Below are 23,267 nucleotides of genomic sequence, written 5' to 3' on the forward strand. Positions count from 1 at the left end.
TATACAAGAAAATTCAATTTCCGCATGTATTATAACACAAAAAATCATTTATTCTTATGTTTTTAAAATTCTGAATAATCAAAAAAATCCAGTTTAGGCTTATTAAAATATTCGTTAGTGCGACTTTTATAAATTAAATTTATTATAATTCCAACTCAAATAATATACGTTAAACCCTCTATTTTAGTGCCTTAAGTACATATTACAAGATGCTTTCTTGTAATATAGCATCTATTTCAAACATCTTTATATGAATTAGAAAAAATTTTTTCATGTCAATTAATTAATATGGAGTTTACCATGTGCCAAGAGCATAAAAATAAGGAGTGATATGAGATTAAAATTATGAATCTCATATCACTCCAAATGATTTTTCTTGCTATTTAATTATAAACTTATTTACAAAATTTTATATTATAGATAATCCAACTAATATGTTAAGTTATGCATACATCTCACCGAGATCATAAATATTGTGATTTCGAAAAGCCATGAAAATATTTATAACTTCTGACAAAGATGAGAACTTAAAGTTTTAGCAAATTGGTAAGTATGTTTATCTAATAAATACCTTACTAGAAAGATTAAACTGTTTTTAATTCGTTACTAATAGATTTCTTTCCTGATATCCCTGGCTCTGTCATATTAAATGGATCTAAAATTTCATTTAGTTCATCTTCACTTAAAAGCCCCGCTTCTAATATCAAAGTTCTAATAGATGTTCCTGTTTTTATAGCTTCTTTAGCTAGGTTTGCAGCTGTTGAATATCCTACATGCGGGCAAATTGCTGTGATTATTCCAACACTGTTTTCTACTAAATCACGGCATCTTTCTTCATTGGCTGTAATACCTTTTACACAATTATCTATGAAAGTTTGAACTGCATAAGTTAGAGTATCAATTGATTGAAATAAACAATAGAATATAATTGGTTCAAATGCATTAAGTTCTAATTGTCCACCTTCTGCTGCCATTGTGATTGTCGTATCATTACCGATAATATTGAATGCCACTTGGTTTACTACCTCAGGAATAACTGGGTTAACTTTTCCCGGCATGATAGAGGAACCATTTTGTTTTGCTGGAAGATTAATTTCTCCAAATCCTGTTCTTGGTCCAGAAGACATTAATCTTAAGTCATTAGCAATCTTAGATAATGTTACTGCACAAGCCTTAACAGCTCCTGATACTGCTACAAAGGAATCTAAGTTTTGTGTTGAATCTATTAAATCAAAAGCTTGTATAAGGTCCATTCCTGTAATCTCTGATAGATTTGGAACAACTCGTTTAAGATACTTTACGTCTGCATTAACTCCAGTACCTATTGCAGTTCCGCCCATATTAAGAACTCGCATCTCATCCATAGCTTTTTCCATACGGTTAACATCTCTCATTATAGCTACTGAATAAGCTTTAAATTCTTGACCTAAACGAATTGGTACTGCATCTTGCATTTGAGTTCTTCCCATTTTTATTATGTGATCAAATTCTATGGCTTTTTGTGAAAATGCATCATGTAATCTATATAGCTCACTTTGAGCATGTTCCAATAATTTTAAAGCAGTAATTTTTCCTGCAGTTGGTATAACATCGTTAGTAGATTGTCCGCAGTTTACATGATCATTTGGATGTACAATAGAATATTCTCCTTTTTTACCTCCAAGTATCTCAATTGCACGGTTGGCTATGACCTCATTAGCATTCATATTAAGTGAAGTTCCTGCTCCACCTTGAATTGGGTCAACAATAAAGTATTCATGCAGATTTCCTCTTAATATCTCATCACAAGCTTTTACAATTGCATCTGCAATCTTTTTGTCTAAAACTCCAACTTCACAATTTGTTATAGCAGCTGCTTTCTTTATATATGCTAAACTATTTATAATTTCTGGATGCATGAACAATCCAGTAATCCTAAAGTTTTCAGCAGCACGCAAAGATTGTACACCATAATATACATCTTCAGGTATGTCCTTGCTTCCAATTGAGTCGTTCTCCTTACGGAAATTGATATCTTTATTTTCTAACTTTATTTCCCTTATCATAACCTTCGCCCCCACATTATAATCGGCACTTCTTGTATAAATTATTGGTTTATTATCAAATTCTTCTAATTCATCTGTTGACTTAATTATAAGTGTCCTCTACAATATAATCAAATACATATAATGATATAAGTATTATAGATTTTTATTTATATGTGGAGGTTATTTATGTTTAAAGGTATGGAATATGTGTATGAGGTTAATAAGGAAAAAAGTTTTTCAAAAGCCGCTCAAAACCTGTATATTTCTCAACCTTCCCTTAGTGCAACTATAAAAAAGATAGAAGAGCGTGTAGGTTTTCCTTTGTTTGACCGAAGTACAAATCCAATTCAATTAACTCCTTGTGGACAGGAGTATGTAAAATGTATAGAAAAGATTCTTGATATTCAAAATGGATTCGAGAATTTCTTAAGCAATATGAACGAGTTACGTACTGGAAATATAGCCATAGGCGGAAGTAATCTTTTTGCTTCTTATATTCTTCCTCCTATAATCACAGATTTTAGAGAAAAATTCCCACTTGTTTCTATTCATATGGTTGAAGCTAATACTGCACTTTTAGAGCAGCAACTCTTCTCTGGTGCTTTAGATCTTGTTATAGATAATTATGAGTTTAACGAAAATATATATTCTAGACATAAGTACTGTAATGAAAACTTGCTTTTAGCTGTTCCAAAGAAATTTGAAGTTAATAGTAAAACCATAAATTATCAATTAACTGCTCATGACATAATAGATAATAAACATCTTGATTCATCTACACCTAGTGTTCCTTTGGAACTATTTAAAGATGAACCATTTCTATTTTTAAGATCTGGAAATGATACACGTAAACGTGCTGAGAAGATATGTCAACATCATAACTTTTCACCAAATGTAATTTTAAAATTGGATCAGTTAGTTACGTCATATAACCTTACCTGCTATGGAATGGGCATCAGCTTTTTAAGTGATACTCTTATAAGATATACAAAACCTGACCCTAACGTAATCTATTATAAGCTGAATGAAAATAGTATTTGCCGTAACGTATATTTCTACACCAAAAAGGGAAAATACTTCACACGAGCAATGGAGGAGTTCTTAAAAATGGCTATACCTGAAATTAATGAGGATATAACTTAGAATTATGAGATAAATTACCGAAAGGATACGTACTCTGTTGTTCCGGTTACTGAGAATAAGTTGAGGATTTCTAACATCAGAAATTGCACCATTTCATCATGCTCCCGAGGCAAGCTCGTGACAAGCAAAATGGAACAACTTCTAATGAAGAAATTCCTACAACATATTCTCTAATGTAACACTGCGCAAAAGAGTACCTGTCCTTTCTGATATAGCATATATTTCAATCCATAAGTGTAATTCTTAGATTGGATATCTATATCTGGTAGTTCATTTAAAAGCTTTTAGAAAATGAAAACACCAACTTTTCTAAAATTGAAAGGTTGGTATTTTTATTTGGGCTGTATTTTAATGTAATGTTGAAATATACCCCAAAAAATTATGGGTAAGATTGTCCACCTATAATACTAAATATAAGAAAATTGTGAACTTGTATCTTTTATTTTATTATAATGACTGTGACCTTTATTAAATCATTTTCCTTTGGACAATAATATTTTATCAAGAATCATATTAACTGGTACGTATATTAGCAACCATAATCCCAAATCAATTAATAATTTTAAATTTAATATTACTTCAGAAAAATTATAATGAAATCCTGTTAAGTTATAAATAATGTGAACGATTATAAAGGTTAGTATAACTGTCAATATATTCACATAATTTTTTTTACTCATTTAATTTCCTCCTATAATTCGCTCTATTTACTATGTTACATAAAAATTTACTGTTACGTCTTATAGCAAAATTGGTACTGTTTATTTTCTATTGCTGCAAATATGTATACCAGTCAGTATTGATACTAAAGTTCCGCCCAAAATTGCATATCCCCAAATGGGCATTTCTATTTTGGTAATTCCTAAAATGACGCCAGAAATTGCACCAAATGCAATAGTAAATAAAATTGATTTCCTTAATCTATGTTCTAAGATCATAAAGATTCCCCTCTCAACCATATGTGTTCGTAATTATTTATACTAGTGCAATACTCATAAATTCTAAGTATTACATCATCGCTTACTATTATAACATATTTTGTAAAAATCTCTTTTACAGAATATTACACATACCATGAATACATCGGCTCTCTATTTTTAAGTCTTTCATTCTGATATATGAGTTCGCTACATTACTTTGAACTATAAAGCTTTTAGTCTTTATTATCTCTTTGTCTATACAAAATACTTTAGGCCATTTCGAACACACTTCAAACACCCATATATGCTCTGAATTTTGTCTCTAAAATAAAATGATGTAGGTATTTCAATTTACTATTTATTAATACTTGTAAGCATAATACTAAACTTATCTTATTAAGTAGCTTTCATATTTGATATATCAATACTAGCTTTTACTAAAAGAATAATTGGTATTGATAAAATTAATAAGCTGATTATTACTGAACATATTGGTAAAATCTTTTTATATCCTTTCTGAGCAATTGCAATAATTCCAAGTATAAGGCCAATAAGAGCTATAACAAACATACTGATCATAATCGAAGTAGGTAAGCGCATATTATAACCTGAATTTATAGGGAACAATATGTCCTCAACTGTTATTATTACAGCATAAATAATTGGCATGAGTGCCACCAAAAAAGATATAATTCCAACCTTAGAATGTTTCAACATTTCCATAATTATCCCCCATAAATGCTTCAAAATAAATTACTATTATTAATTAATTATAACACAAATTGTAAAAACCACATTGCTAAATTTTCAAAGAACATTATTCTCATTAACTAATACACAATTTAAGAATACGAAGCACTTATTATAGCATTTAATGTATATCACCCACCACCGCCAGATGCAAAAGCAAGATATCTATCGCCATCTAAATGCAAATAAACTACTTTTCCGTTTCCAATAAAGTTTTTTTCTTTGCTATAAATTCTTTTACCTGTAAGTTTATCAATATTTCTAGAAACTTCATATTGAGGCTTTTCATAATCTAGTAATGTTACAACTATTCCAATATCATAGCGGTATTCATCGAAATACATCCTATTAGGATAGCTAAATATATTCCAAGTACCATATATCACACGATTTGAGAATGATGCAGACAAAATAATAAGGGTCAGTGTCATTATTACTATTTTAATTATAATTTTTGATTTTTTTATTTACATCTCCCCCTCATATACGTTTATAATTAATACATAATAATTTACTATTACGTTTAATAATAAAATTATTCATTATTTCAACTACACACCATGTCCATAATCTATACATAAATACAATTATTTTTTCTTTTTTACGCTTGAACCAATCGCTAATCCCAAACTCATACCAATGCACATGCCAGTACCAATATTTTTAAAAAGCAACTGGCCTACGGTCATCCCAAGACAAATCCCTAGGCACATACCTAATGCCAAATAATTATCTTCTCCTTTTTCTTCTGAACTTTCATTGTTTTCATCATCAATCTCTGTATTTTTATTTTCTTTATCCTTTTCATTCATAATTTCATTCTCCCCATATTTCCATTATATAAACCTGAATTATTCATAGATATAGTTAATAACATAAGAAAGTTAGTTTTTCATGCTATTAGCTATTTCTTTTCTTAATTTTTAATTATTTTTCTAAATATACGTACAGCTTCGCTACGGACTTTAGGTTTTAACCATATCTTACATATTAAATTGTAATCTGAATCAATTTAATAACGGCAGTGAATTGATATTTTTTAAAATATGCCAAAACTCATTTTGATAAGCACATGAACTACAGAGTTTGAATTTTAAGTATCTACTACTCTTTACAAGTTTACCAGCTACTTTAATTATTTTCATTCGTATTGTTTCTATTCTTAGAGATTTCATTGAATTTGTAAAACATAATCTTCTCATCCAATTGTTTAAATTGTATGCTAAAACCATCTCTTGAAGCTTATTAGCATTTGCGATAAAAGATGAACTACTCATTTTATCGAAAGCGAAGCCGTTTTTGCCTTCTTTAATAAAATTCTCCATTGTTCCTCTATTACAATAAAATTTTATTACAGCTTCTGGATGGCTGGTCATGTTAGTCACAACAAAAGTATAATCTATACACATTTGACCTTCTTTCTTTTCTAATTTCACAACAACTCTACGTTCTTTAGTCCATTTCTTTGCTTTATATACAAATTCACCATATATAGTATAATGGTCATAGATATTTCTTTTGCATAATATCTCCATTCTTGTAGTAAATTCTTCAGAATACTTATACAATGTTGCATTTGCTTTTAATCTTATTGCATATTTAGCATCATGTTCTTCTGCAATTTCATAAAGTCCAAGGTATAGCAAAACCGCTATCGCCACGAATGTATAGGTCTGTACAAATATATTTATTTGAATACCTTTTTAATAATGGACCAATAAAAGCCACTGTTTTTCTTGATGTATAAACATTTCCAGAACGCAACTCTGCCTTTAATAAATCACCTGTTAGTCCATCAAAAACTAATAGTGGATGATATCCATTTGCTGAATAATGTGAATTGTATGCTGAACCATATTGATTACCATAAGTTTCAAAATTAGTAGAATCAATATCCAAAATTATTTGATTTGGCATATCAATTGAGTATACTTTATCCAAAACCAACTCATTTATTTTATTAAATTGTCTTAAGTTTTCTTTATCGAGATTGTTATTAAAACGTGAAATTGTAGGCTGTGAAGCTAGTGCATTTTTATCTAAAATTGTAGTAAGCGCTGGATCATATCTTAATTCATCTGAATTATCGTCGGTTGTATAGCCAGCTATTCTTTGATAAACTTTTTGTAGTAATATCTCTTCGTTTGTATGTTCTCTATGATTAATTCCATCATTAACATAAAAAACATCTTTTACAGTTCTTGAAAAACCTATTCTTTCATCAAATTCACTATATAAAATAAGACCAGAATCTGATGTTAAATTTCCACCATCAAAATTAATTTTTACATTTCTCTTGAAATTCAAAGATTTTTCTAATAAACTACCCATATAGACTCTCCTTTGTTAATTGTTTTTTTTCGCAAATTAACCATAACAAATTTGAGTCTATTTTTCTATATTTTTTCACTTAATAAGTGAAGTTTTGAATTTGTTAAGAACAGCTTAACGAGCCATGCAAAGCATGTTTCATATAATTTTATGAATAATTCAGGATAAATAATCTTTATTTCACGATAATTTACTATTACGTTTTTTTAAATTGAGGAATAAAAATACCGAAAATTCACTTCTAAGCAATAAAGCATTTCAATCAATTATTTTTCATATTTTTAGCAACTCTAGTCCATATCATTCCAATGTAAAAGCACTATATCTATTATTTATTGTTTATGGTCTCTAGCGTTGCAAATATCATATATGGTAGAAACACCCCTGGTACTCCTGAATAGATACCCTTCATATTAAAAAATATTATACTTGTAATTGCAACGAATAAACAAAATTATCCTGTTTTAATTCCCCTTCGTATTCATCACATAGAAAAATCACATTAATATAATATACTTGGTCACCATTTGGATATACTGTATGCATATCTTCTCCTGAAAAAACCTTATAAAATTTTAATTTGATTGGATTTATACCTATTTCTTCATTCAATTCACGTTTAACTGTTTCCTCTACTGTTTCTCCTAATTCTAGAACTCCTCCATGTTATTGCCCAGTTACCACTGTCTGCTCTTCTCTGTAATAATATTTTTCTATTTTTATGGATTATAGCTCCAGCTGCTACAAGAAGTAATGGTGAATTACCAATATGCTTTCTTAACTTTTTTATGTATTCATCCATATATTTTCACACTACCCTTAACAATTCTTTAGATGTCTAATTCATAATGCTCTTCAGTTTCGAAGTAACTAAAAGATAATTTTGAATTTATTTAATTCTCTCTGAAAGCTACTGCATCAATCTGAAAGTCAATTCCATCTCTAATAAACTTTGTTTCACATGCCTTTCTTGCTGGATATTTTCCTTCAAATCTCTCCTTAATTATTTCTCCTAAAAACGATAAATCTTTAATATCTCTAAATAAGCAATCCATTTGCACTACAGCTTTCAATGTCAAGCCTATCTTTTCAAGTCTTTCACTCAAAACATCAAATGCACCATTTATTTGGTTTTCTATTGATTGCCCCTCATTCTTCATGCAATAGCTGATATAAACATGATTTCCTGCCTCAACAATCGCAGAGTGTGCCCATTCTTCGTCTATTTCTGTTCTTATAATTTCTCTCATTTAACATTCTCCTCATATTTTATTTTCGTTACAAATTCCTATTTATCTTTTAGTTAAACAAACACTATTGGTTCCCATAAATTTATTATTATGTTTTATGATACATTTAGTTCTTTTTCAATTACTTTCATAAAGAAACCATGACAAATTATGCCTCATCTAAGAGTAAATCAATCAACTGTTACTATATGAAATGTAAATGGAAATTCCTCAGCTTGTCTATTTTCAAAATCAACTTTATATCCAGTTCCATCTTTATAAAAGAAACCGTTTTTCAATTCTATTTTTACATAGCACATATTTTCATCATTTTCGTTATTATGTTTAAATACCAGGGTTCAAATGCCTTTATTAATATTTCTCTAATCCCATAATTTTTTTCTAATAATGGATGACCAATATTATGAGCAATTCCAGTAAAATGATATAATTTATTACACATTGAGATTTTATTATCCTTCTCGATCTCTTGTACTTTTTGCGATTTTGCATAAGAAACAATATAAAATACACCATTATCATAAAAAGTATCCACAAACCTAACAGATGGAATATTATCATTTGATGTTGCTAAAGCAAATTGATAATCTTTTCCAAATAACACTTCTAGAATATTTAAACTATTTTCGTATGCAGTCATTTTCACTCTCTCCTTTATAGATTATTGCTCCTAACTTTAATTGCAGGTATGTCCTGTTATATTTTCTTATATTTATACATAATAGTTGAACCATCATTTTTATTAAATACTGGTGGAAATGTTTTATACTCATAACCAAGCTTATTATAAAATCTATGAGAACTTTTGGAAGATGGAATTTCAATTAAATTGCTATCAAGACACCATTCATCAAGTTCAAGATGATGTACAAGGTCTCTTCCTATACCTTTCCCCCTATAATCTGGATTTACGAATATAGCAGTAAAATAGCTTTGTTTTTCTTGACTATAATCTCTACTTACTCCTCCACAAGCAATAATCTTGTTATTATACCAAACTTCATAATAATGTCTTGTTTCAATAATGTTTTTTAGCCAATTTGCAGTAAATGTACCTAAATATTTTTGAAATTCACTCTCATTATAATCTATATAATTCACTTCTTTCATGCACCTATGTATAATTTCTAACATAATATCAACATTTTGTATATCCGCTCTTTTATATATCAATTTGCTTAACTCCATAATATTTTCCTTCTCAAACATTTATTTCGCTATTTAATTACGCATATATTATTTTACTTAACTTCAATATCCTTACATCTCTGATTATGAAAAATATCAATACTAACACTTACTTCTTTTAAAATAGTTTCTTGAAAAATTTAACAAAACCATTAACAATTATGCCTATGAATTGTACCGATCTCCCAAAAATCATGCCAATTATTATCATGATCAATACAAAAATCACACCTATAACTGTTTGCATTGAAATTCCTCTCTTCTACTACTTCTTATCTAATCATTCATATTTTTAGAAAATGGATCATAGCTACTATTTTCATTCCATGAATATTCAATGCTTTGACTAATTTCTAATGCTTTTTCTTTTCCTATTAAGTCTTCTATCAGACCCAATGCCATATCAATTCCTGCGGATACTCCAGAAGATGTATATATGTTACCATCCTTTATCCATCTTGCTTCTTTTACCCATAATACATCTTCATTTTGTTCTGTAACCCATTTAAATGCTCTTTTATTTGATGTCGCTCTTTTCCCATTTAAAATTCCTGCTTTAGCAAGTAAAGCTGAACCTGTGCATACACTAATTATATATTTTGATTCTTTGGACATATTTTCAATGAATTTTATAAAATCATTATCATTAACTTTTTCTCTTGTACCACTTCCACCTGGTACAAATAAAATTTTCAAAGTATCATTGTCTCTTGTGTATAAATCAGTATCAACTCTCACTTTTTGAGAACTTTCAATAATGCCACCATCAACCGATATAAAATTCAATTTAAAAATATCCGGTAATCGTCCAAATATTTCAACAGGACCAAATACATCTAATGTTTCAAATTCATCAAATAAAAGTATATCAACTCTATAATTCATGTTATCAACTCCCAATTTTATAATTTTAAAAACAGCTCACATCATCAATTATTCTTAATTTTAAAAGTGCGGCCCGTAATGCCCACTCAAAATAACACTAATTACCTGCTTTTCATTTAATATAAACTTTACATGCTATTTATAAATACTTACACATTTAACGAAATATCGTAAATGTCTCTATCACTTCTGTGTTGCAATTAAAGCCTTTAAGTATAAGTTCAATTCCTAAAAATTCATTTTCATTATAATCAACATTGCATAGCTCTTCTCTCTTACTGTATGTATTAGTCATTTCATTAAATAATATTGTTACCATTTCATCAGTCCGCTGAACATTTATGTTTCCTATACGCTTTACCTTAGGAAGGATAAACTCATCACAGCACTTGCTTTCATTAAAAATATTTATACCTATCCATTTGTTATCCTTATCAAATAATAGCTCACACAGGGTATCCTGAATTGTTTTGACTTTGACATTAGACTCTTTTAATTTAATATATATTAGAGAAAAGTTACTTAATTTTTCAAATGTTATTTTCATAAAAATATTCTTCTCCTAACGTTAATTCATAATAATTTACTATTACGTTCTATCTACAGATAGCTGATTACCTCAACTATAAATTAAAATTCGTTAAACTCTCAAAGCTAATTCCAAAGCTATATAAAAATTTTTCAACTGATGAGTCCTTTCTTCATCATTTCCTAATATTCTTCTATCCCATTCCTGAGAATCAAGTAAATCACCACTAATCAAAAAATCATAGTATTCAAGTCCCCTAAAATCGCATACGGCTTGTACACCAGCACATTCCATCTCTACTGCAATACAGCCTTCTTTTTTTCTTTTTTCCATGTTAGCTTTCGTTTCGCGATAAATGCCATCAGTTGTCCATGTTTTCCCCTTTACATAAGGAATTCCCATATCTTTAAATGCTTTTGCAATAACATCAGCATTTCTAATTGTTATGTAATCTTCTGCTGGAACATAGTGATAAGAAAAGCCCTCATCACGGTATGCTTCTGTTGGAATTATTACTTTCCCTGCAGTAATTTCTTTATCTAAACAACCACAAGAACCAAACATTATATATTTTTTTGCACCAATTAAGCAACGAGCTTCTTCAATGCATGTCCCAGCACCTGTTGATGAAATCATAGTCATATAAAATGCAATTTCTTTTCCTTTGTAATTCAATTTATAAATTGGAATTAATCCATTAGCTGACATTATATCATCAATTTTTTCACATCTAAACGTCTGTAAAATATTTTCTACTACAACATTTGAAAAAGTTACAATACAAGTCTCACATACTTTTTCTTTTTTTTCATAAAAATTTTCTGGGCTAATTATAGCTTCTGTTTTATCATCAAAAGTATTAGTTATCATAAAATCGTTTCTCCCTTTTAAATTACAATTTGTTTATATCTAATAATTTTTATTTTGCATTTAATTACAATAGCAATTGCAATATTAATTTATTATTTATTCAGTATTATCAAGACTTAAAAATTTTGTTTATCCCAATTATATTAGAAACTTACTATCTATTTCTGCAATCGAAGATTTATAATTTGCATTACTTTTAAGTGACTGCAAATTAAATTACGGTACCAATATATTTTTCTATAATTTCAATATCTGGAGGGCTAATATCAATTGGTAAGTTGTCAATTTCAAAGAATTCTAAAGAACTGCTTTCTTCATTATCTATCTGTAATTCACCACCATATACATTTGTTGTAAATACGGTAACAACATTATATACTTCATCACCATGAGGATATATATAATGTTGTCTCTCACCTGAAAAAACGCCAAATAATTTTAAATCCTTTAAAAATATTGTCAACCCTGTTTCTTCTTTCACTTCCCTAATAGCAGTTTCTTCAACTTTCTCACCTATTTCTATTGAGCCACCAGGCAAACCCCATTTTTTGTTATCAGTTCTTAACTGCATTAGTATTTTATTTTGATTACTAATAATTACGCACGTTCCACACTGAATTAGTGGTCTTTTTCCAACAAATTTTCTCAGCTCAAGTATATAATTACTCATAATTTCCTCCCATTATTTATTTTTAATATAGAATTTAGTTCATCATAATTTGCTCCCCTGCATCAACCCCAAGTTCCACATAATACTTACTACTACACATATTTCAAAACTCTACATAAAGGTTGGGTTATCCTTCTATGTAACCATTCTAGATTTAACTTTTTTAAAATTTCTGGTGTACGCTTTACTTTTCCAGCGATTACATCTAGACTTCCTCCTACACCAAAAACGACTTTAGGGTTAATATCGTTTTTATGACTATAAATCCATTTGTCAGCAAGTGGTGACCCTAATGCAACTATAAGAATATCTGGATTGGAAATCCTGATATTTTCAGATGCTTTCATGTTTACTTCTTCATCTGAACCTAGCAGATAAAATGACCACCCTTTTTGATTTCCAACTTTAATGGTTTCTAAAAGTAAATCATAACCTGTAACACGTTCTGGTACAGGATTTCCTTTTAATCTTGAAGCCCAAACAATTCCCACTCCATCAGGAGTTATTAGATCTGCACCAAGTGATATTTTCTTTAATTCCGGATCCTCTTGAATCTGTACTGCAATTTCTGGATTTACAGTAATTAAGTGAAATATTCTATTGCTACCTTCTGATATTTTTGTATCAATTAATTCAACTGTTTCTTTTAGATTTAGTTTTGAAAAATCTATCCCTAAAATATTTACATAACTGCCCATATCATATCCTCTTTTATTAAAATCCAATTAGTAATAATTTCAAAAAATATTAAATGCAATACTTCGATATTATTTATTAATATCATCCATTAGATTGCAACTTGTATAACACTTATTATAGCATTATTTACAAAATATTACACATACAATCCATATATCTGCTCTATATTTTTAAGTCTTTTATTCTCATATTATTAATGCTCTACATTACTTTGGACCATAAAGTTTATAGGTTTCCATAAAAACATAATAAAAGTTACTTAATCATTAATAAGTATTGACTAAAAGCATAAACGGATATATTATAGATAAATGCAGTCTGCAATGTACTTGATTAAAACAATTATATTTAGGTTATAAATAACTTAAATAATCTTTGCTTTAAAAATAAGATTTATATTAATAATAAAGTTATAAAAAAATTTTAAAGGAGATGTTTATATGTCAGAGTTTTGGGAAAAAAATTTTTCAGAAAAGCAAGCAATGTGGGGTTTTGAGCCATCAAGCACTGCAATTGTAGTTGCAGAGTACTTTGCTGAAAATAATCTGAAAGATATCTTAATACCAGGTGTTGGATATGGAAGAAATATAAAACCATTTGTTGATAATAACATGGAAGTTACAGGAATCGAAATTTCTCAAACAGCAATTAATATAGCAAGAGAAAATGGAATTAATAATAAAATTTATCATGGCTCAGTATCAGATATGCCTTTTGAAAATAAACTCTATGATGGTGTAGCTAGCTTTGCACTTATTCATTTGTTAAATGAGGATGAAAGAAAAAAGTTTATTAATGATTGCTATAACCATTTAAAACCAGGTGGATATATGATTTTTACAGCCGTTTCTGAAAAAGCTCCAATGTACGGTAATGGTACGAAGCTTGCTGAAAATTATTATGAAACAGCGTATGGGGTAAAACTGTTTTTCTACAATTCTAAGTCTATAGAGAAAGAATTCGGAAATTATGGTCTTATAGACTTTGTAGAAATTGATGACATATATAAGGATAATCCAGATAAACCTCCAGTAAACTTTTTAATGATAAAATGCAGAAAAGAGATATAAATCTGATAAATCTAAACTTTTTTGCTTACAATAAAATTATGTAGATGTGCTAGTTAACTATTATGACAAAAATAAAAATACCAACTTTTCTTAAATTGAAATGTTGGTATTTTTATTTTGCCTATGTTTTAATATGATGTTGAAATATAGCCTAAAAAATTATAGTTGAGATTGTCCATCTATAATACTAATTTTAAAAAAACTACGTATTATTTAATTTCTGCAAAAATTTCATGTATATTTCCATCTGGGTCAGCAAATAGTGCTGTTCTTTGATTCCACGGCATATCTTGTGGCTCGTGAACAGAAGTCGCTCCCTTTGAGATTAACGTCTTAAATGATTCATCAACATCATTAGGACTTTCACATGGGAAAGCAAGTTCAAATCCCTGTCCAAATGACTCTTTCCTATATTCGTCACTATACACATACATAACATCTCTCATACAAATAGCAAACCTTACTCCATCATTTTCAAATTCAACATAATTACCAAGATCATTTTCAATTCTAAATCCAAGAACTTTATTATAGAAATCTTTCATTCTCTCTATATCATTTGTCCAAATCGTAATAAGATTAATTTGTGCTTTCATCGTATATTTTTCCCCTTTCTTAATTTAACATATAGTTCATTTTAAAAAAATAATGTGAAATAATTTAACTATAACGTGGAATTTGCGATAATAATCAATCCACTTTCTGCTTACATAATAAACATGGTTGTATCTTTTCTCATTAACATTAATGAGACGTGTCGTTTACTAGATTAGCAATAGCTTCAACTATGCATTTCCACGTTCCTTTAGGCATATCACGTCCCATTCCTTCAATCAAAAGTAATTTAGCATTAGGTATTGTACGTGCTGTATCTTTTCCTGCTTCAACAGGAATCAATGGATCTGCTGTTCCATGAATCACCAGTGTTGGAACTGTTAATAATGAAAGGTGTTGTCTTCTATCTCCATTAGCAACCAACGCCGCATTTTGGCGTACAGCTCCTTGTGGATAATAAGAACGATCATAGCTTTCTTCAGTATATCGTATTGCACGTTCCTCTTCAAAAGGAAACCCTTCGCTCCAAAGATTTTTCCACATACGTAAAGTATAATCAATGTATGCATCTCGTCCATTTGGGGGCATTGCTGTAACAATCTTCAATGTTTCTGGTGATATTTGTGGATTGTTTGGATTACCTGTAGATGACATAATGGAAATTAAACTATATATACGTGAAGGGTGTTTATAAGCAAAAACCTGGGCAATCATGCCTCCCATAGAAGCACCCCAGATGTGAGCCTTCTTTATATTGAGCGCATCTAATAAGCCAGCCACATCATCAGCCATATCTTCCAATGTATAGGCGACATTAATTGGTTTTCCCTCTTGCGCTGCCTGGTATATTCTTTCCATATCAGGAATAACAGCCGCATCGAATTTTGTAGACAATCCCGCATCGCGATTATCAAACCTTATAACTTGTAAATTTTCCTTTGCAAGCATTTCACAAAAATCTGGTTCCCAAAAATTTAGCTGAGCACCATTTCCTGCAATAAGTACTATAGTAGGATTTGTCTTCTCCCCAAAAATTTCATATTCAATTTGTATTCCATTTGCATTTATGCGTGCCATCGCATACATCTCCCTTTTGTATTTTTATTATTAATATACTACTATAAAACGTCTTTTTATCAATTTGTAAATAAACGATCATTATTTAGCATTAATTCACTATTACGTTTTATAGTAGTATTATGCATTGAAAATATAGTAAATTCAATCTCTTAAATAATAAGATTTCACAATTTGTCATTTTATTTTATTGATTCATGATTTAATAAAAATGTAAATCAACATTTCCCCTAATTCTCTTATACCTTTAATTAATCTTGTAATGCAGCAAAGTTATCTTTCTTTACAATTGATATTATCTTTTCAAAATGTTTTGTATACTCTTTCAATATGTTTTACTGCATTTTCAAGTCCTTTTTCAGATTCAATAATATTTTTAATTTCTTCAGCATTTCGAATATATCTATCATTTTCCATCTCTTTAAATGCTTTAACTAAATCATATACTTCAAGATTTTTTTCCTTTAATGGATGTGTAGTAAGTCCTTTTAAATAAAGTCTGTTAGCCCAAAACGGCTGATCTACAGTAAATGGCATGATTAATTGTGGAACCCCACTAAGGAGAGCCTCTGACATAGTTCCGACTCCACCATGATGAATAATACATTTAGCTCTTCTAAATAGTAGTCTATGAGATGCTTTTTTTACTGCCATAATATTATCATCATTTTCAAAAGTCATACCACTTGTTCCAGTTAAAACAATAGCTCTGTTACCGGTCTCCTTTAATGCTTTAATCAACTTATCTTTAAATATTTTAGGGTCTTTTAGATGCATACTGCTAAAAGACACAACAATAGGCTTGACACCGGATTTCAGAAAATCCTCCAATTCATCATCAAGCTCAGTTTCAACTATATCTAAAAAGAAAAATCCTGAAAGAAAAACATTCTCCCTCCAAGTGTCTACTTCCTTAAAGAGAAACGGGCTAATCGGATATACTATCGGAATATTTTTCCCATTCACTTTAAACGCAAGCTCCCCTGCCTTTCTTTTTGGTAAATGCAATGATTTTTTTCTGAAGTCGTTAATATGTTTCATATAAGATAACTCTCCAAGTGAAGAAGCTTTATAAGAGAGTTTATTTAAGAATGGTCCAAAATTCTTATTAGCAGATATGGCCAGGTTGGGGAATTCAGTAATCGGATAAACAATTGAAATAGGAGGCATACTGATGCAGGGAATATTTAAATATTCAGCAATATCAACTGCCCCTAGTGCTTTAGGATGATACACTATGATATCTGCTCCTTTTGAAGCCTCTAAAAAGTCATCCATGCTTTTTCTATATGCGGGTGTAATTACTTCCTTTGCATACTTTAACATTCTAAAAACATTATAGTGTCCGCCATTAAAAATCTTTTTTCCTTCCTCACTCTCTAGGATAGCCATAAGGTCTGCTGAAGCTTCACAAAAACTCACACCGTTTTCCTGTACAAAACTTTTAAAACTCGCCCCAGTGCACACCAATGCTTCATGCCTGTTTTTTATGAGTTCTTTTGCAAGTGCAACATATGGTTGAACATCGCCTCTGCTACCTAATGTTAAAAATACTACTTTCATACATAGTTTCTCCTTCACCAATATAATCAGTTGTTAGTTAAAACTATCCCCTGTTTATATTTCTTATGTCCTTACACTTAATATATTCTGTCCCATTACGAAACTGATAATTCACATAATATTACTATTACTTTTTATAAGAAAATGATGAAGATATTATTATTTAAATTAATCTGATACTAACTTTCTACAGATTGTGTATTACAGCTTGCTAAATGTTTGAATATCCCCTAATAAGGTTATTTTTTTATTATCAATAATTATTCCACCGGTATTTGTAATTGCGTATACTTTCTCTCTTTTTTCTTCTAATACCTTATTAATGTATTTATTCTGAATTTCAGTTTCTTCATAGTGAACTTCAATATCAAAATCCTTAATCAAATTTAGTCCCGTATTGTATGTAAATATTTCATAATCTTCATCTGGAGTAATGTGATATTCTGATATTTGGATCATTGCTCCTGCACTACTGCCAATAATAACACCTGTAAAATTTTCAATATCATCAATAAGATTAAACTCTTTAAGGCGTAACATCATTTTATCTGGCAGACCACCAGTAAAAAATATTATGTTGGCATTTTTTATTTTGACTTTCGCATTTTCCTCTGTATCTTTAAAATAATTTATCCAATTTATATTTTCTTCTTCAATTCCGTAATTCAAAAATAGAACAACAATACTTTCATAATATCTACCATTATTCTTACTATAGGCGTTCTGCCAATCATTATCACTACTTATATTTTCGCCAAATGAAAATGGGATTATTAAAACTTTATCATTAGAATTTATATATTTCGATACTATATCTTTTGCCCAACTTTCATGAAAGTTATATAAACTAAACAACATATTTACCATAAATATCCCTCCTTATTAATTCACAACAATTTACTACTATGTTTTATAATAGTATGCCGAACTATTCCTAACTAAACTTTTCATGGCATTGCTTTTTAATTGGTTTAAAATCTTTTTTTCAAAGTTCAGTATTACCTTTTTCTATATGGTTTGGTCTTGGACCGATTCCTATAGATCGATTAACTCTTTCATCCAAGTGCTACAATTAAGTACACTTGCTACACTTATATGCTTTCATAATTTAATCCCCTTTATTTTAGAATTGCACATAAAAAATATCGCAAATCTATTCTTAGCTTTATGAATAGTGCGATACTCTAATTTACTATTAAATTTTCAGATATAATAACATATATAAGTAACTCTACGAATTGGAATTTATCTCTTCTTACCTTTTTTATTGTTAGCAACAAAAATGCATAAAAAAGTAGCACCTATTGCAATCCAAAGAGCAATATTCATTTAAATCCTCCTCTCAAATTACTATTCACCTTTTAGTATTATAGCATATTTTGTAAATATCACACCATTCAATTTTCAAAGAACATTTTCATAATCTACTAAGTTAAATCTACATGTAATGCATTAACTATTTTCATCTAATCTACAAGCCCATATCCTATTATTTTATGATTATCCATTCCTATAAACACAAAAATATTATTAGGAACATAATTAACATCTAATATAAATTCAACACAATATGCATCCTTTCCCCAATAAGACTCATCAGTAAGTCCAACTCCTCCTGTTATAGTTTTTATAGAAATTTTACTATCTTTCCATGTTCCTTTTACTTTCTTTTGGGTTTCTGAATCTAATTGATTAAATGCAATTTCTCTAATATCTTGTTCTGATGAACTTATATCACTACATTCTTTAATTCCTGCAAACTGTTCTCCCAAAATGCTCTTTAAATCAGAAATGATTTTCTCATTCTTTCCAATATACTGAACAATAATATTTCCCTTTTTAAAGAAGTGAGGATATGAACTCCAACTAGCACTTTTTGATTTTTCTTCCCCCCATGGTTCAGTAATTGTATATCCAAATCCATCTTTATTAATATTTAGTGAGTCTTTTTCCATTTCTGTATTGCTATTATATATATACACAACTAGTTGTTCATTACCAAAAGTTATTATTTTTCTTGTAGTTGGTAAGAAATCTTCATCTGCATCCTTCACTTCTAATTTATATCCGTTTAATTTCAAAATGCTCGTGAAATCATCAATAGTTGTGACTTTTCCACTACTTTCTGAATTTGATGTATTACTTTGCTCAGCCTGAATCCATGCGCCATCAAAACCTATGTTATATCCATCAATTGTTGTATTTTGGACCATAGCACCACTAGCAGATAAATAATACCACTTATCTCCATTTTGCAGCCAACCTATTTTCATATATCCGTTGTTATCAAAGTAATATCACTTTCCGTCAATCTCTTTCCAACCTATTGACCATGGGCTACCTTCTGTATTCCACCATCCATTAGAATCCTGTTTCCATTCTGCATTTGCTACTATTTTATTTAATGTAAGTATCGAAGTTACTACCAATGAAGTCGCTATTATTTTATTTAAATTTTTCATTTCTACTTACCTCAATTTCATTTTTTATTTATACATAATAAATTACTATTATTAATTAGATTATAGCTTTACACAACACTTATTATAACATTAATTACAAAATATTACACATAACATACATATACTGGCTCTCTATTTTTAAGCCTTTTATTCCAATGTTTGAGGGTAATACATTACTCTGACCTATAAAGTTTTTAGCTTTTATTATTTATTTATTTGTATAAGATACTTTAATCCATTTGAATCACTAAATATAATTACTAATATATTTAGTTGCAGCACACATATATGATCTGATAGCATATATGTGTGCTTTAAAACTTATGTAGGTATGCTAATATCAACTATTATGGTAAAAATAAAAATACCAACTTTTCTTAAATAGAAATGTTGGTATTTTTATTTTGGCTGTGTTTTAATATTATGTTGAAATATAGCTTGAAGAAATTATAGCTTAGATTGTCCACCTATAATGCTCAATATAAGATCATTGTGTATTATGTCTAAATCATGCAAAAAAACACTGCAACTTCTAGATGATCATGTAATATTTCAATCTAGTCTTTACTTGTATTAATTGTTACTCATGGATGATTACGATTTATTTTTACTGGTATTGCCCAAACAAAAAGAGCCGTCGCTGGTCCAGCAATAAAAAAACAATCAATCAAAGATCTGTATTCTCTTGCAATATTTAAACCATTTATGACTAAAGAACCAACACTACTAAATAAAAAAGCAATTATAACCAAACAAACTCTTCTGCTTATTTTATCACATATAAATTTTTCTATATCTACTTTTAAGCAGATATTAAAACATATTAAAAAGGATACTACATATGTTGCAAGTGCTAAAAAATAATAATAACTTTTCATAAAAATACTCTTCCCCATCTATAAATAAAATGACTTAATAACATTGTATTCCAATTATAACATATTTTTCAAATATTAAAATGTACGTTTTTTTATTTACCATTACGTTTTATGAGTTGGTTTGATTGCGCACTAAAAACTCATAAAGCCAATGTATTAAATAATACTATTTTATAATTTGTTATTTGATTTTAACAATTTATGATTTAAGAAAAAATATACATTTGCTCTTTATAACATTAGCCACCTCCACTATTTTTTAGGTCAACATACCATAATCCTAAATTACTTTTCTCTACGGCTATAAAATCAGGTCCAATTCCTGGATTTTCACAGTAATATTTACCTTTCCATGGTATCTCATTACTCATATATATATCTGTTTTTAACGCCTTTGCTAAATATCCGTTAAAAAACAAGTGTGTTCTTATTGACTTTTCAGGTGTTGAATTGCAAAATAAATAACTTCCTGAAAACGCCAACACTATTATTACAAAGATAATACACTTCTTTAATACTTTCACTTACTTCTCCCCTCCTTTATAAAAATTCCACTCTATTAATCAACAATAAATTTACTGTTATGACGCAATTTAAGAATACCATGACATAACTTTATAATTTATCTACTACAACATGATACTCATTTTCTTAGAAGTTGTTTTTTAGTATATCATCAACTCGTATTGAAATACTTTCTTTACTTCCACTTTTCATAATTTCATTTAGTAGATTTAAATCGTTGGAATTTAATTTAAAAATTCCAACGTAAGGCTGATCCACGTAAATATCATCATTCTCTTCATAGAATGACCTCCAACTAGTCCCCCCATTTATAAAATTCAAACCAATTAGAGTAAATTTTGTTTTATCCGGAAAATTCGAAACACTATCTTTACTTGTCTTATTTGAATTTTTCAATATATTTAGCAAATTATCTATATCTGATTGTTTAGAAATAGTAATCTTTTCAACACCTTGACAATGGCTAATATTGATAAATTCAACACTACTTAATTGTTTTGACTTAGGCACTTCTAGTTGACTTTCCCTTAACATAAAAATCAAACCTACGGCAACAACAATACAAATTGTTACAACAACTAAACATTTCATCTTTCTATTCATATTATTCTCCTTCACAAGATGCGAATTATACTTACTTCTCAATAATTTACTATTACGTTTTATTTTAGTACTATGTAACTCCAAAATATCACAAAGCCATTAATAATAATGTGATAATAATATACTTTTCAACTTTTGATTTGTAAAACTTCTATTCAGTAGAAAACTCACTTTTTCTTGGTTTTCGAACATGCTTTTTCATATCATTTTCACATGCACCGTATTTTTTATAATTTTCTTGTCCTTCTCGTAAAGTTAGCCCGTGGTTAGCACCTGATTTTATATCTAATAATTTTTCTTGTGAAACATCTTCTGTTTCATTATATAATGATGTAATTGAATTGAATTTTTCATCCATAATAATATACGCATCATCTTCCCAAAAACAAACAGGACATATATCAAATTCAGCACGTGTTTCTAATGTCATATAGCCACAACACAAACATTTATATTTCACATATTCTCCTTTATCCATAATCTTTTTATCATCTCTAAAATTATGATTTATTTAATATAGATATTATAACATATTTTGTAAATATCACATTATTCAATTTTCAAAGAATATGTTTTATAGCAATTGCTACGCAAAAAAGGACCATTAAGTTCATAATCCTAAATTACTTAAAATATGTTTCAAATCCATTATTAACAATATATGAACCCTTTGGAACTTGAATTGCTACTAAATATATATTCAGACAGTCGACACATGAACCCATTGCATTTAATAAGCATAGAAATATAGTGAATCCATTTAACCATCCGAAAAAATTCAGAATAAAAGGTAATACAACTGACAGCAAAATGAAAGGCATAATAGAAATAATTAAAAATCTGCTCTTTTTGACTTTTTCAGTAGTGTAAACAAATCCGAAAAAGCCATTTATCCCCCAATATATTTGACTTGATTTAAATACATTAGGTATAAAACAAGCGTGAAGAAATTCATGTATAGTCATAAAGATGAAAATTGCAACAATGTATATAAGAGTAAATAAATTTACTGTGAAATTAATACTAAAGCCATGCCCACTACTACTAAAAATTTCTTTCAATTGTGGATATAAATAATAGGAAATAGCAATAGATATAATCCCATTTATAAGCATAAAAGGCACTGATAGTAACATTGCTATACCCAAATTAGAGGGTTCTTTTAGTTTTGTCCATCCCTCTGATATTAGCTTAATACTAACTTCCTTATCTGCAGAAGGTATTTTCTTTAAATATCTCATTAATTAAAATCCTTTCATCAAAACATAGTTG

Annotated in this window: 30 protein-coding genes and 2 pseudogenes; 2 read left to right on the plus strand and 30 right to left on the minus strand. The window is 28.9% G+C overall.

All coding sequences use genetic code 11. The features are described from left to right. Positions 1-584: 584 nt before the first annotated feature. On the minus strand, positions 585-2,045 hold the full coding sequence (locus KEC93_RS16460; protein ID WP_077310109.1) for an aspartate ammonia-lyase: 1,461 nt from the start codon (positions 2,043-2,045) through the stop codon (positions 585-587). A gap of 168 nt (positions 2,046-2,213) precedes the next feature. Between KEC93_RS16460 and KEC93_RS16465 the strand changes: the two genes are divergently transcribed. Beyond that, entirely contained in the window at positions 2,214-3,170 is a 957-nt protein-coding gene (locus KEC93_RS16465; protein ID WP_077868771.1) for a LysR family transcriptional regulator, read from the plus strand. Positions 3,171-3,643: 473 nt separating this feature from the next. On the opposite strand, the gene KEC93_RS16470 is transcribed toward KEC93_RS16465, so the two are convergent. From KEC93_RS16470 to KEC93_RS16545, 18 genes and pseudogenes are all read right to left on the minus strand, one after another. Continuing rightward, positions 3,644-3,850: a hypothetical protein gene (locus tag KEC93_RS16470; RefSeq protein ID WP_077868772.1), complete on the minus strand. Its 207-nt coding sequence runs from the start codon at positions 3,848-3,850 to the stop codon at positions 3,644-3,646. Positions 3,851-3,931: 81 nt separating this feature from the next. Then, positions 3,932-4,108: a hypothetical protein gene (locus KEC93_RS16475; protein ID WP_172462696.1), complete on the minus strand. Its 177-nt coding sequence runs from the start codon at positions 4,106-4,108 to the stop codon at positions 3,932-3,934. Positions 4,109-4,233: 125 nt separating this feature from the next. Then, positions 4,234-4,370: pseudogene (locus tag KEC93_RS26910) on the minus strand (IS1595 family transposase); the annotation flags it as partial. A 116-nt stretch (positions 4,371-4,486) separates the two neighbouring features. Further along, positions 4,487-4,813 (minus strand): hypothetical protein, encoded by a 327-nt coding sequence (locus KEC93_RS16480; RefSeq protein ID WP_077868773.1) that lies wholly within the window; start codon positions 4,811-4,813, stop codon positions 4,487-4,489. 158 nt (positions 4,814-4,971) lie between these two features. Beyond that, positions 4,972-5,184 (minus strand): hypothetical protein, encoded by a 213-nt coding sequence (locus KEC93_RS16485; RefSeq protein ID WP_026887875.1) that lies wholly within the window; start codon positions 5,182-5,184, stop codon positions 4,972-4,974. A gap of 243 nt (positions 5,185-5,427) precedes the next feature. Beyond that, positions 5,428-5,652, minus strand: a complete 225-nt coding sequence (locus KEC93_RS16490) for a hypothetical protein (protein ID WP_012059407.1) — start codon at positions 5,650-5,652, stop codon at positions 5,428-5,430. 195 nt (positions 5,653-5,847) lie between these two features. Further along, a pseudogene (locus KEC93_RS16495) lies at positions 5,848-7,171 on the minus strand (IS1380 family transposase). A 423-nt stretch (positions 7,172-7,594) separates the two neighbouring features. Next, positions 7,595-7,783 (minus strand): NUDIX hydrolase, encoded by a 189-nt coding sequence (locus KEC93_RS16500; RefSeq protein ID WP_077869323.1) that lies wholly within the window; start codon positions 7,781-7,783, stop codon positions 7,595-7,597. 7 nt (positions 7,784-7,790) lie between these two features. Next, positions 7,791-7,973, minus strand: coding sequence for an NUDIX hydrolase (locus tag KEC93_RS16505; protein WP_077869324.1), 183 nt, complete (start codon positions 7,971-7,973; stop codon positions 7,791-7,793). 91 nt (positions 7,974-8,064) lie between these two features. After that, the gene (locus KEC93_RS16510; protein WP_077869325.1) at positions 8,065-8,421 is read right to left on the minus strand and encodes a RidA family protein; all 357 of its coding nucleotides are present in this window, start codon (positions 8,419-8,421) and stop codon (positions 8,065-8,067) included. 170 nt (positions 8,422-8,591) lie between these two features. After that, positions 8,592-8,720, minus strand: a complete 129-nt coding sequence (locus KEC93_RS26740) for a hypothetical protein (protein ID WP_274597750.1) — start codon at positions 8,718-8,720, stop codon at positions 8,592-8,594. After that, positions 8,708-9,061 (minus strand): pyridoxamine 5'-phosphate oxidase family protein, encoded by a 354-nt coding sequence (locus tag KEC93_RS16515; RefSeq protein WP_238893216.1) that lies wholly within the window; start codon positions 9,059-9,061, stop codon positions 8,708-8,710. The genes KEC93_RS26740 and KEC93_RS16515 overlap by 13 nt, the downstream gene beginning before the upstream one ends. A gap of 56 nt (positions 9,062-9,117) precedes the next feature. Next, positions 9,118-9,609, minus strand: a complete 492-nt coding sequence (locus KEC93_RS16520; protein ID WP_077869326.1) for a GNAT family N-acetyltransferase — start codon at positions 9,607-9,609, stop codon at positions 9,118-9,120. A 276-nt stretch (positions 9,610-9,885) separates the two neighbouring features. Beyond that, positions 9,886-10,494, minus strand: a complete 609-nt coding sequence (locus KEC93_RS16525; RefSeq protein ID WP_077869327.1) for a DJ-1/PfpI family protein — start codon at positions 10,492-10,494, stop codon at positions 9,886-9,888. A 157-nt stretch (positions 10,495-10,651) separates the two neighbouring features. Continuing rightward, a complete protein-coding gene (locus tag KEC93_RS16530; RefSeq protein ID WP_065418304.1) occupies positions 10,652-11,041 on the minus strand; it encodes a hypothetical protein in 390 nt (129 codons plus the stop codon). 93 nt (positions 11,042-11,134) lie between these two features. Continuing rightward, positions 11,135-11,893 (minus strand): nucleoside phosphorylase, encoded by a 759-nt coding sequence (locus KEC93_RS16535; protein ID WP_077869328.1) that lies wholly within the window; start codon positions 11,891-11,893, stop codon positions 11,135-11,137. 211 nt (positions 11,894-12,104) lie between these two features. Next, positions 12,105-12,563: an NUDIX hydrolase gene (locus tag KEC93_RS16540; protein ID WP_077869329.1), complete on the minus strand. Its 459-nt coding sequence runs from the start codon at positions 12,561-12,563 to the stop codon at positions 12,105-12,107. Positions 12,564-12,655: 92 nt separating this feature from the next. Next, positions 12,656-13,261, minus strand: coding sequence for a WecB/TagA/CpsF family glycosyltransferase (locus tag KEC93_RS16545; protein WP_077869330.1), 606 nt, complete (start codon positions 13,259-13,261; stop codon positions 12,656-12,658). A 441-nt stretch (positions 13,262-13,702) separates the two neighbouring features. Here KEC93_RS16545 and KEC93_RS16550 point away from each other — a divergent pair, with 441 nt between their 5' ends. Beyond that, entirely contained in the window at positions 13,703-14,332 is a 630-nt protein-coding gene (locus tag KEC93_RS16550) for a class I SAM-dependent methyltransferase (protein ID WP_077869331.1), read from the plus strand. A gap of 209 nt (positions 14,333-14,541) precedes the next feature. Here the strand turns inward: KEC93_RS16550 and KEC93_RS16555 are convergent, their stop codons facing one another. From KEC93_RS16555 to KEC93_RS16605, 11 genes are all read right to left on the minus strand, one after another. Next, entirely contained in the window at positions 14,542-14,928 is a 387-nt protein-coding gene (locus KEC93_RS16555; protein ID WP_077869332.1) for a VOC family protein, read from the minus strand. Between the two features lie 148 nt (positions 14,929-15,076). Further along, positions 15,077-15,964, minus strand: a complete 888-nt coding sequence (locus tag KEC93_RS16560) for an alpha/beta fold hydrolase (RefSeq protein ID WP_077869333.1) — start codon at positions 15,962-15,964, stop codon at positions 15,077-15,079. A gap of 303 nt (positions 15,965-16,267) precedes the next feature. Continuing rightward, positions 16,268-17,527 (minus strand): glycosyltransferase, encoded by a 1,260-nt coding sequence (locus tag KEC93_RS16565; protein ID WP_077869334.1) that lies wholly within the window; start codon positions 17,525-17,527, stop codon positions 16,268-16,270. A gap of 201 nt (positions 17,528-17,728) precedes the next feature. Continuing rightward, positions 17,729-18,394 carry a Type 1 glutamine amidotransferase-like domain-containing protein gene (locus KEC93_RS16570; RefSeq protein ID WP_077869335.1) on the minus strand — a complete coding sequence of 222 codons (666 nt, stop codon included), beginning with the start codon at positions 18,392-18,394 and terminating at the stop codon, positions 17,729-17,731. A 599-nt stretch (positions 18,395-18,993) separates the two neighbouring features. Further along, positions 18,994-19,800, minus strand: coding sequence for a hypothetical protein (locus KEC93_RS26745; protein WP_077869336.1), 807 nt, complete (start codon positions 19,798-19,800; stop codon positions 18,994-18,996). A 24-nt stretch (positions 19,801-19,824) separates the two neighbouring features. Next, positions 19,825-19,989 carry a hypothetical protein gene (locus tag KEC93_RS16580; protein WP_172462698.1) on the minus strand — a complete coding sequence of 55 codons (165 nt, stop codon included), beginning with the start codon at positions 19,987-19,989 and terminating at the stop codon, positions 19,825-19,827. 584 nt (positions 19,990-20,573) lie between these two features. Beyond that, positions 20,574-20,867 (minus strand): hypothetical protein, encoded by a 294-nt coding sequence (locus KEC93_RS16585; protein WP_077869337.1) that lies wholly within the window; start codon positions 20,865-20,867, stop codon positions 20,574-20,576. Between the two features lie 239 nt (positions 20,868-21,106). Beyond that, positions 21,107-21,391: a YjcN family protein gene (locus KEC93_RS16590; RefSeq protein WP_077869338.1), complete on the minus strand. Its 285-nt coding sequence runs from the start codon at positions 21,389-21,391 to the stop codon at positions 21,107-21,109. A 127-nt stretch (positions 21,392-21,518) separates the two neighbouring features. After that, entirely contained in the window at positions 21,519-21,995 is a 477-nt protein-coding gene (locus tag KEC93_RS16595; RefSeq protein WP_171780648.1) for a DUF5301 domain-containing protein, read from the minus strand. Between the two features lie 151 nt (positions 21,996-22,146). Then, positions 22,147-22,473: a CPCC family cysteine-rich protein gene (locus KEC93_RS16600; RefSeq protein WP_077869339.1), complete on the minus strand. Its 327-nt coding sequence runs from the start codon at positions 22,471-22,473 to the stop codon at positions 22,147-22,149. Between the two features lie 145 nt (positions 22,474-22,618). Beyond that, positions 22,619-23,236 carry a DUF3267 domain-containing protein gene (locus KEC93_RS16605; RefSeq protein WP_077869340.1) on the minus strand — a complete coding sequence of 206 codons (618 nt, stop codon included), beginning with the start codon at positions 23,234-23,236 and terminating at the stop codon, positions 22,619-22,621. Positions 23,237-23,267: the final 31 nt, after the last annotated feature.

Origin of the sequence: Clostridium beijerinckii (assembly GCF_018223745.1) — a bacterium.
Lineage (GTDB): Bacteria > Bacillota > Clostridia > Clostridiales > Clostridiaceae > Clostridium > Clostridium beijerinckii.

Bases quoted from the DNA above. Each gene is read 5' to 3' on its own strand.
- KEC93_RS16460 (WP_077310109.1), bottom strand. From the start codon at position 2,045: ATGATAAGGGAAATAAAGTTAGAAAATAAAGATATCAATTTCCGTAAG.
- KEC93_RS16465 (WP_077868771.1), top strand. From the start codon at position 2,214: ATGTTTAAAGGTATGGAATATGTGTATGAGGTTAATAAGGAAAAAAGT.
- KEC93_RS16470 (WP_077868772.1), bottom strand. From the start codon at position 3,850: ATGAGTAAAAAAAATTATGTGAATATATTGACAGTTATACTAACCTTT.
- KEC93_RS16475 (WP_172462696.1), bottom strand. From the start codon at position 4,108: ATGATCTTAGAACATAGATTAAGGAAATCAATTTTATTTACTATTGCA.
- KEC93_RS16480 (WP_077868773.1), bottom strand. From the start codon at position 4,813: ATGGAAATGTTGAAACATTCTAAGGTTGGAATTATATCTTTTTTGGTG.
- KEC93_RS16485 (WP_026887875.1), bottom strand. From the start codon at position 5,184: ATGTATTTCGATGAATACCGCTATGATATTGGAATAGTTGTAACATTA.
- KEC93_RS16490 (WP_012059407.1), bottom strand. From the start codon at position 5,652: ATGAATGAAAAGGATAAAGAAAATAAAAATACAGAGATTGATGATGAA.
- KEC93_RS16505 (WP_077869324.1), bottom strand. From the start codon at position 7,973: ATGGATGAATACATAAAAAAGTTAAGAAAGCATATTGGTAATTCACCA.
- KEC93_RS16510 (WP_077869325.1), bottom strand. From the start codon at position 8,421: ATGAGAGAAATTATAAGAACAGAAATAGACGAAGAATGGGCACACTCT.
- KEC93_RS26740 (WP_274597750.1), bottom strand. From the start codon at position 8,720: ATGTGCTATGTAAAAATAGAATTGAAAAACGGTTTCTTTTATAAAGAT.
- KEC93_RS16515 (WP_238893216.1), bottom strand. From the start codon at position 9,061: ATGACTGCATACGAAAATAGTTTAAATATTCTAGAAGTGTTATTTGGA.
- KEC93_RS16520 (WP_077869326.1), bottom strand. From the start codon at position 9,609: ATGGAGTTAAGCAAATTGATATATAAAAGAGCGGATATACAAAATGTT.
- KEC93_RS16525 (WP_077869327.1), bottom strand. From the start codon at position 10,494: ATGAATTATAGAGTTGATATACTTTTATTTGATGAATTTGAAACATTA.
- KEC93_RS16530 (WP_065418304.1), bottom strand. From the start codon at position 11,041: ATGAAAATAACATTTGAAAAATTAAGTAACTTTTCTCTAATATATATT.
- KEC93_RS16535 (WP_077869328.1), bottom strand. From the start codon at position 11,893: ATGATAACTAATACTTTTGATGATAAAACAGAAGCTATAATTAGCCCA.
- KEC93_RS16540 (WP_077869329.1), bottom strand. From the start codon at position 12,563: ATGAGTAATTATATACTTGAGCTGAGAAAATTTGTTGGAAAAAGACCA.
- KEC93_RS16545 (WP_077869330.1), bottom strand. From the start codon at position 13,261: ATGGGCAGTTATGTAAATATTTTAGGGATAGATTTTTCAAAACTAAAT.
- KEC93_RS16550 (WP_077869331.1), top strand. From the start codon at position 13,703: ATGTCAGAGTTTTGGGAAAAAAATTTTTCAGAAAAGCAAGCAATGTGG.
- KEC93_RS16555 (WP_077869332.1), bottom strand. From the start codon at position 14,928: ATGAAAGCACAAATTAATCTTATTACGATTTGGACAAATGATATAGAG.
- KEC93_RS16560 (WP_077869333.1), bottom strand. From the start codon at position 15,964: ATGGCACGCATAAATGCAAATGGAATACAAATTGAATATGAAATTTTT.
- KEC93_RS16565 (WP_077869334.1), bottom strand. From the start codon at position 17,527: ATGAAAGTAGTATTTTTAACATTAGGTAGCAGAGGCGATGTTCAACCA.
- KEC93_RS16570 (WP_077869335.1), bottom strand. From the start codon at position 18,394: ATGGTAAATATGTTGTTTAGTTTATATAACTTTCATGAAAGTTGGGCA.
- KEC93_RS26745 (WP_077869336.1), bottom strand. From the start codon at position 19,800: ATGAAAATAGGTTGGCTGCAAAATGGAGATAAGTGGTATTATTTATCT.
- KEC93_RS16580 (WP_172462698.1), bottom strand. From the start codon at position 19,989: ATGAAAAATTTAAATAAAATAATAGCGACTTCATTGGTAGTAACTTCG.
- KEC93_RS16585 (WP_077869337.1), bottom strand. From the start codon at position 20,867: ATGAAAAGTTATTATTATTTTTTAGCACTTGCAACATATGTAGTATCC.
- KEC93_RS16595 (WP_171780648.1), bottom strand. From the start codon at position 21,995: ATGAATAGAAAGATGAAATGTTTAGTTGTTGTAACAATTTGTATTGTT.
- KEC93_RS16600 (WP_077869339.1), bottom strand. From the start codon at position 22,473: ATGGATAAAGGAGAATATGTGAAATATAAATGTTTGTGTTGTGGCTAT.
- KEC93_RS16605 (WP_077869340.1), bottom strand. From the start codon at position 23,236: ATGAGATATTTAAAGAAAATACCTTCTGCAGATAAGGAAGTTAGTATT.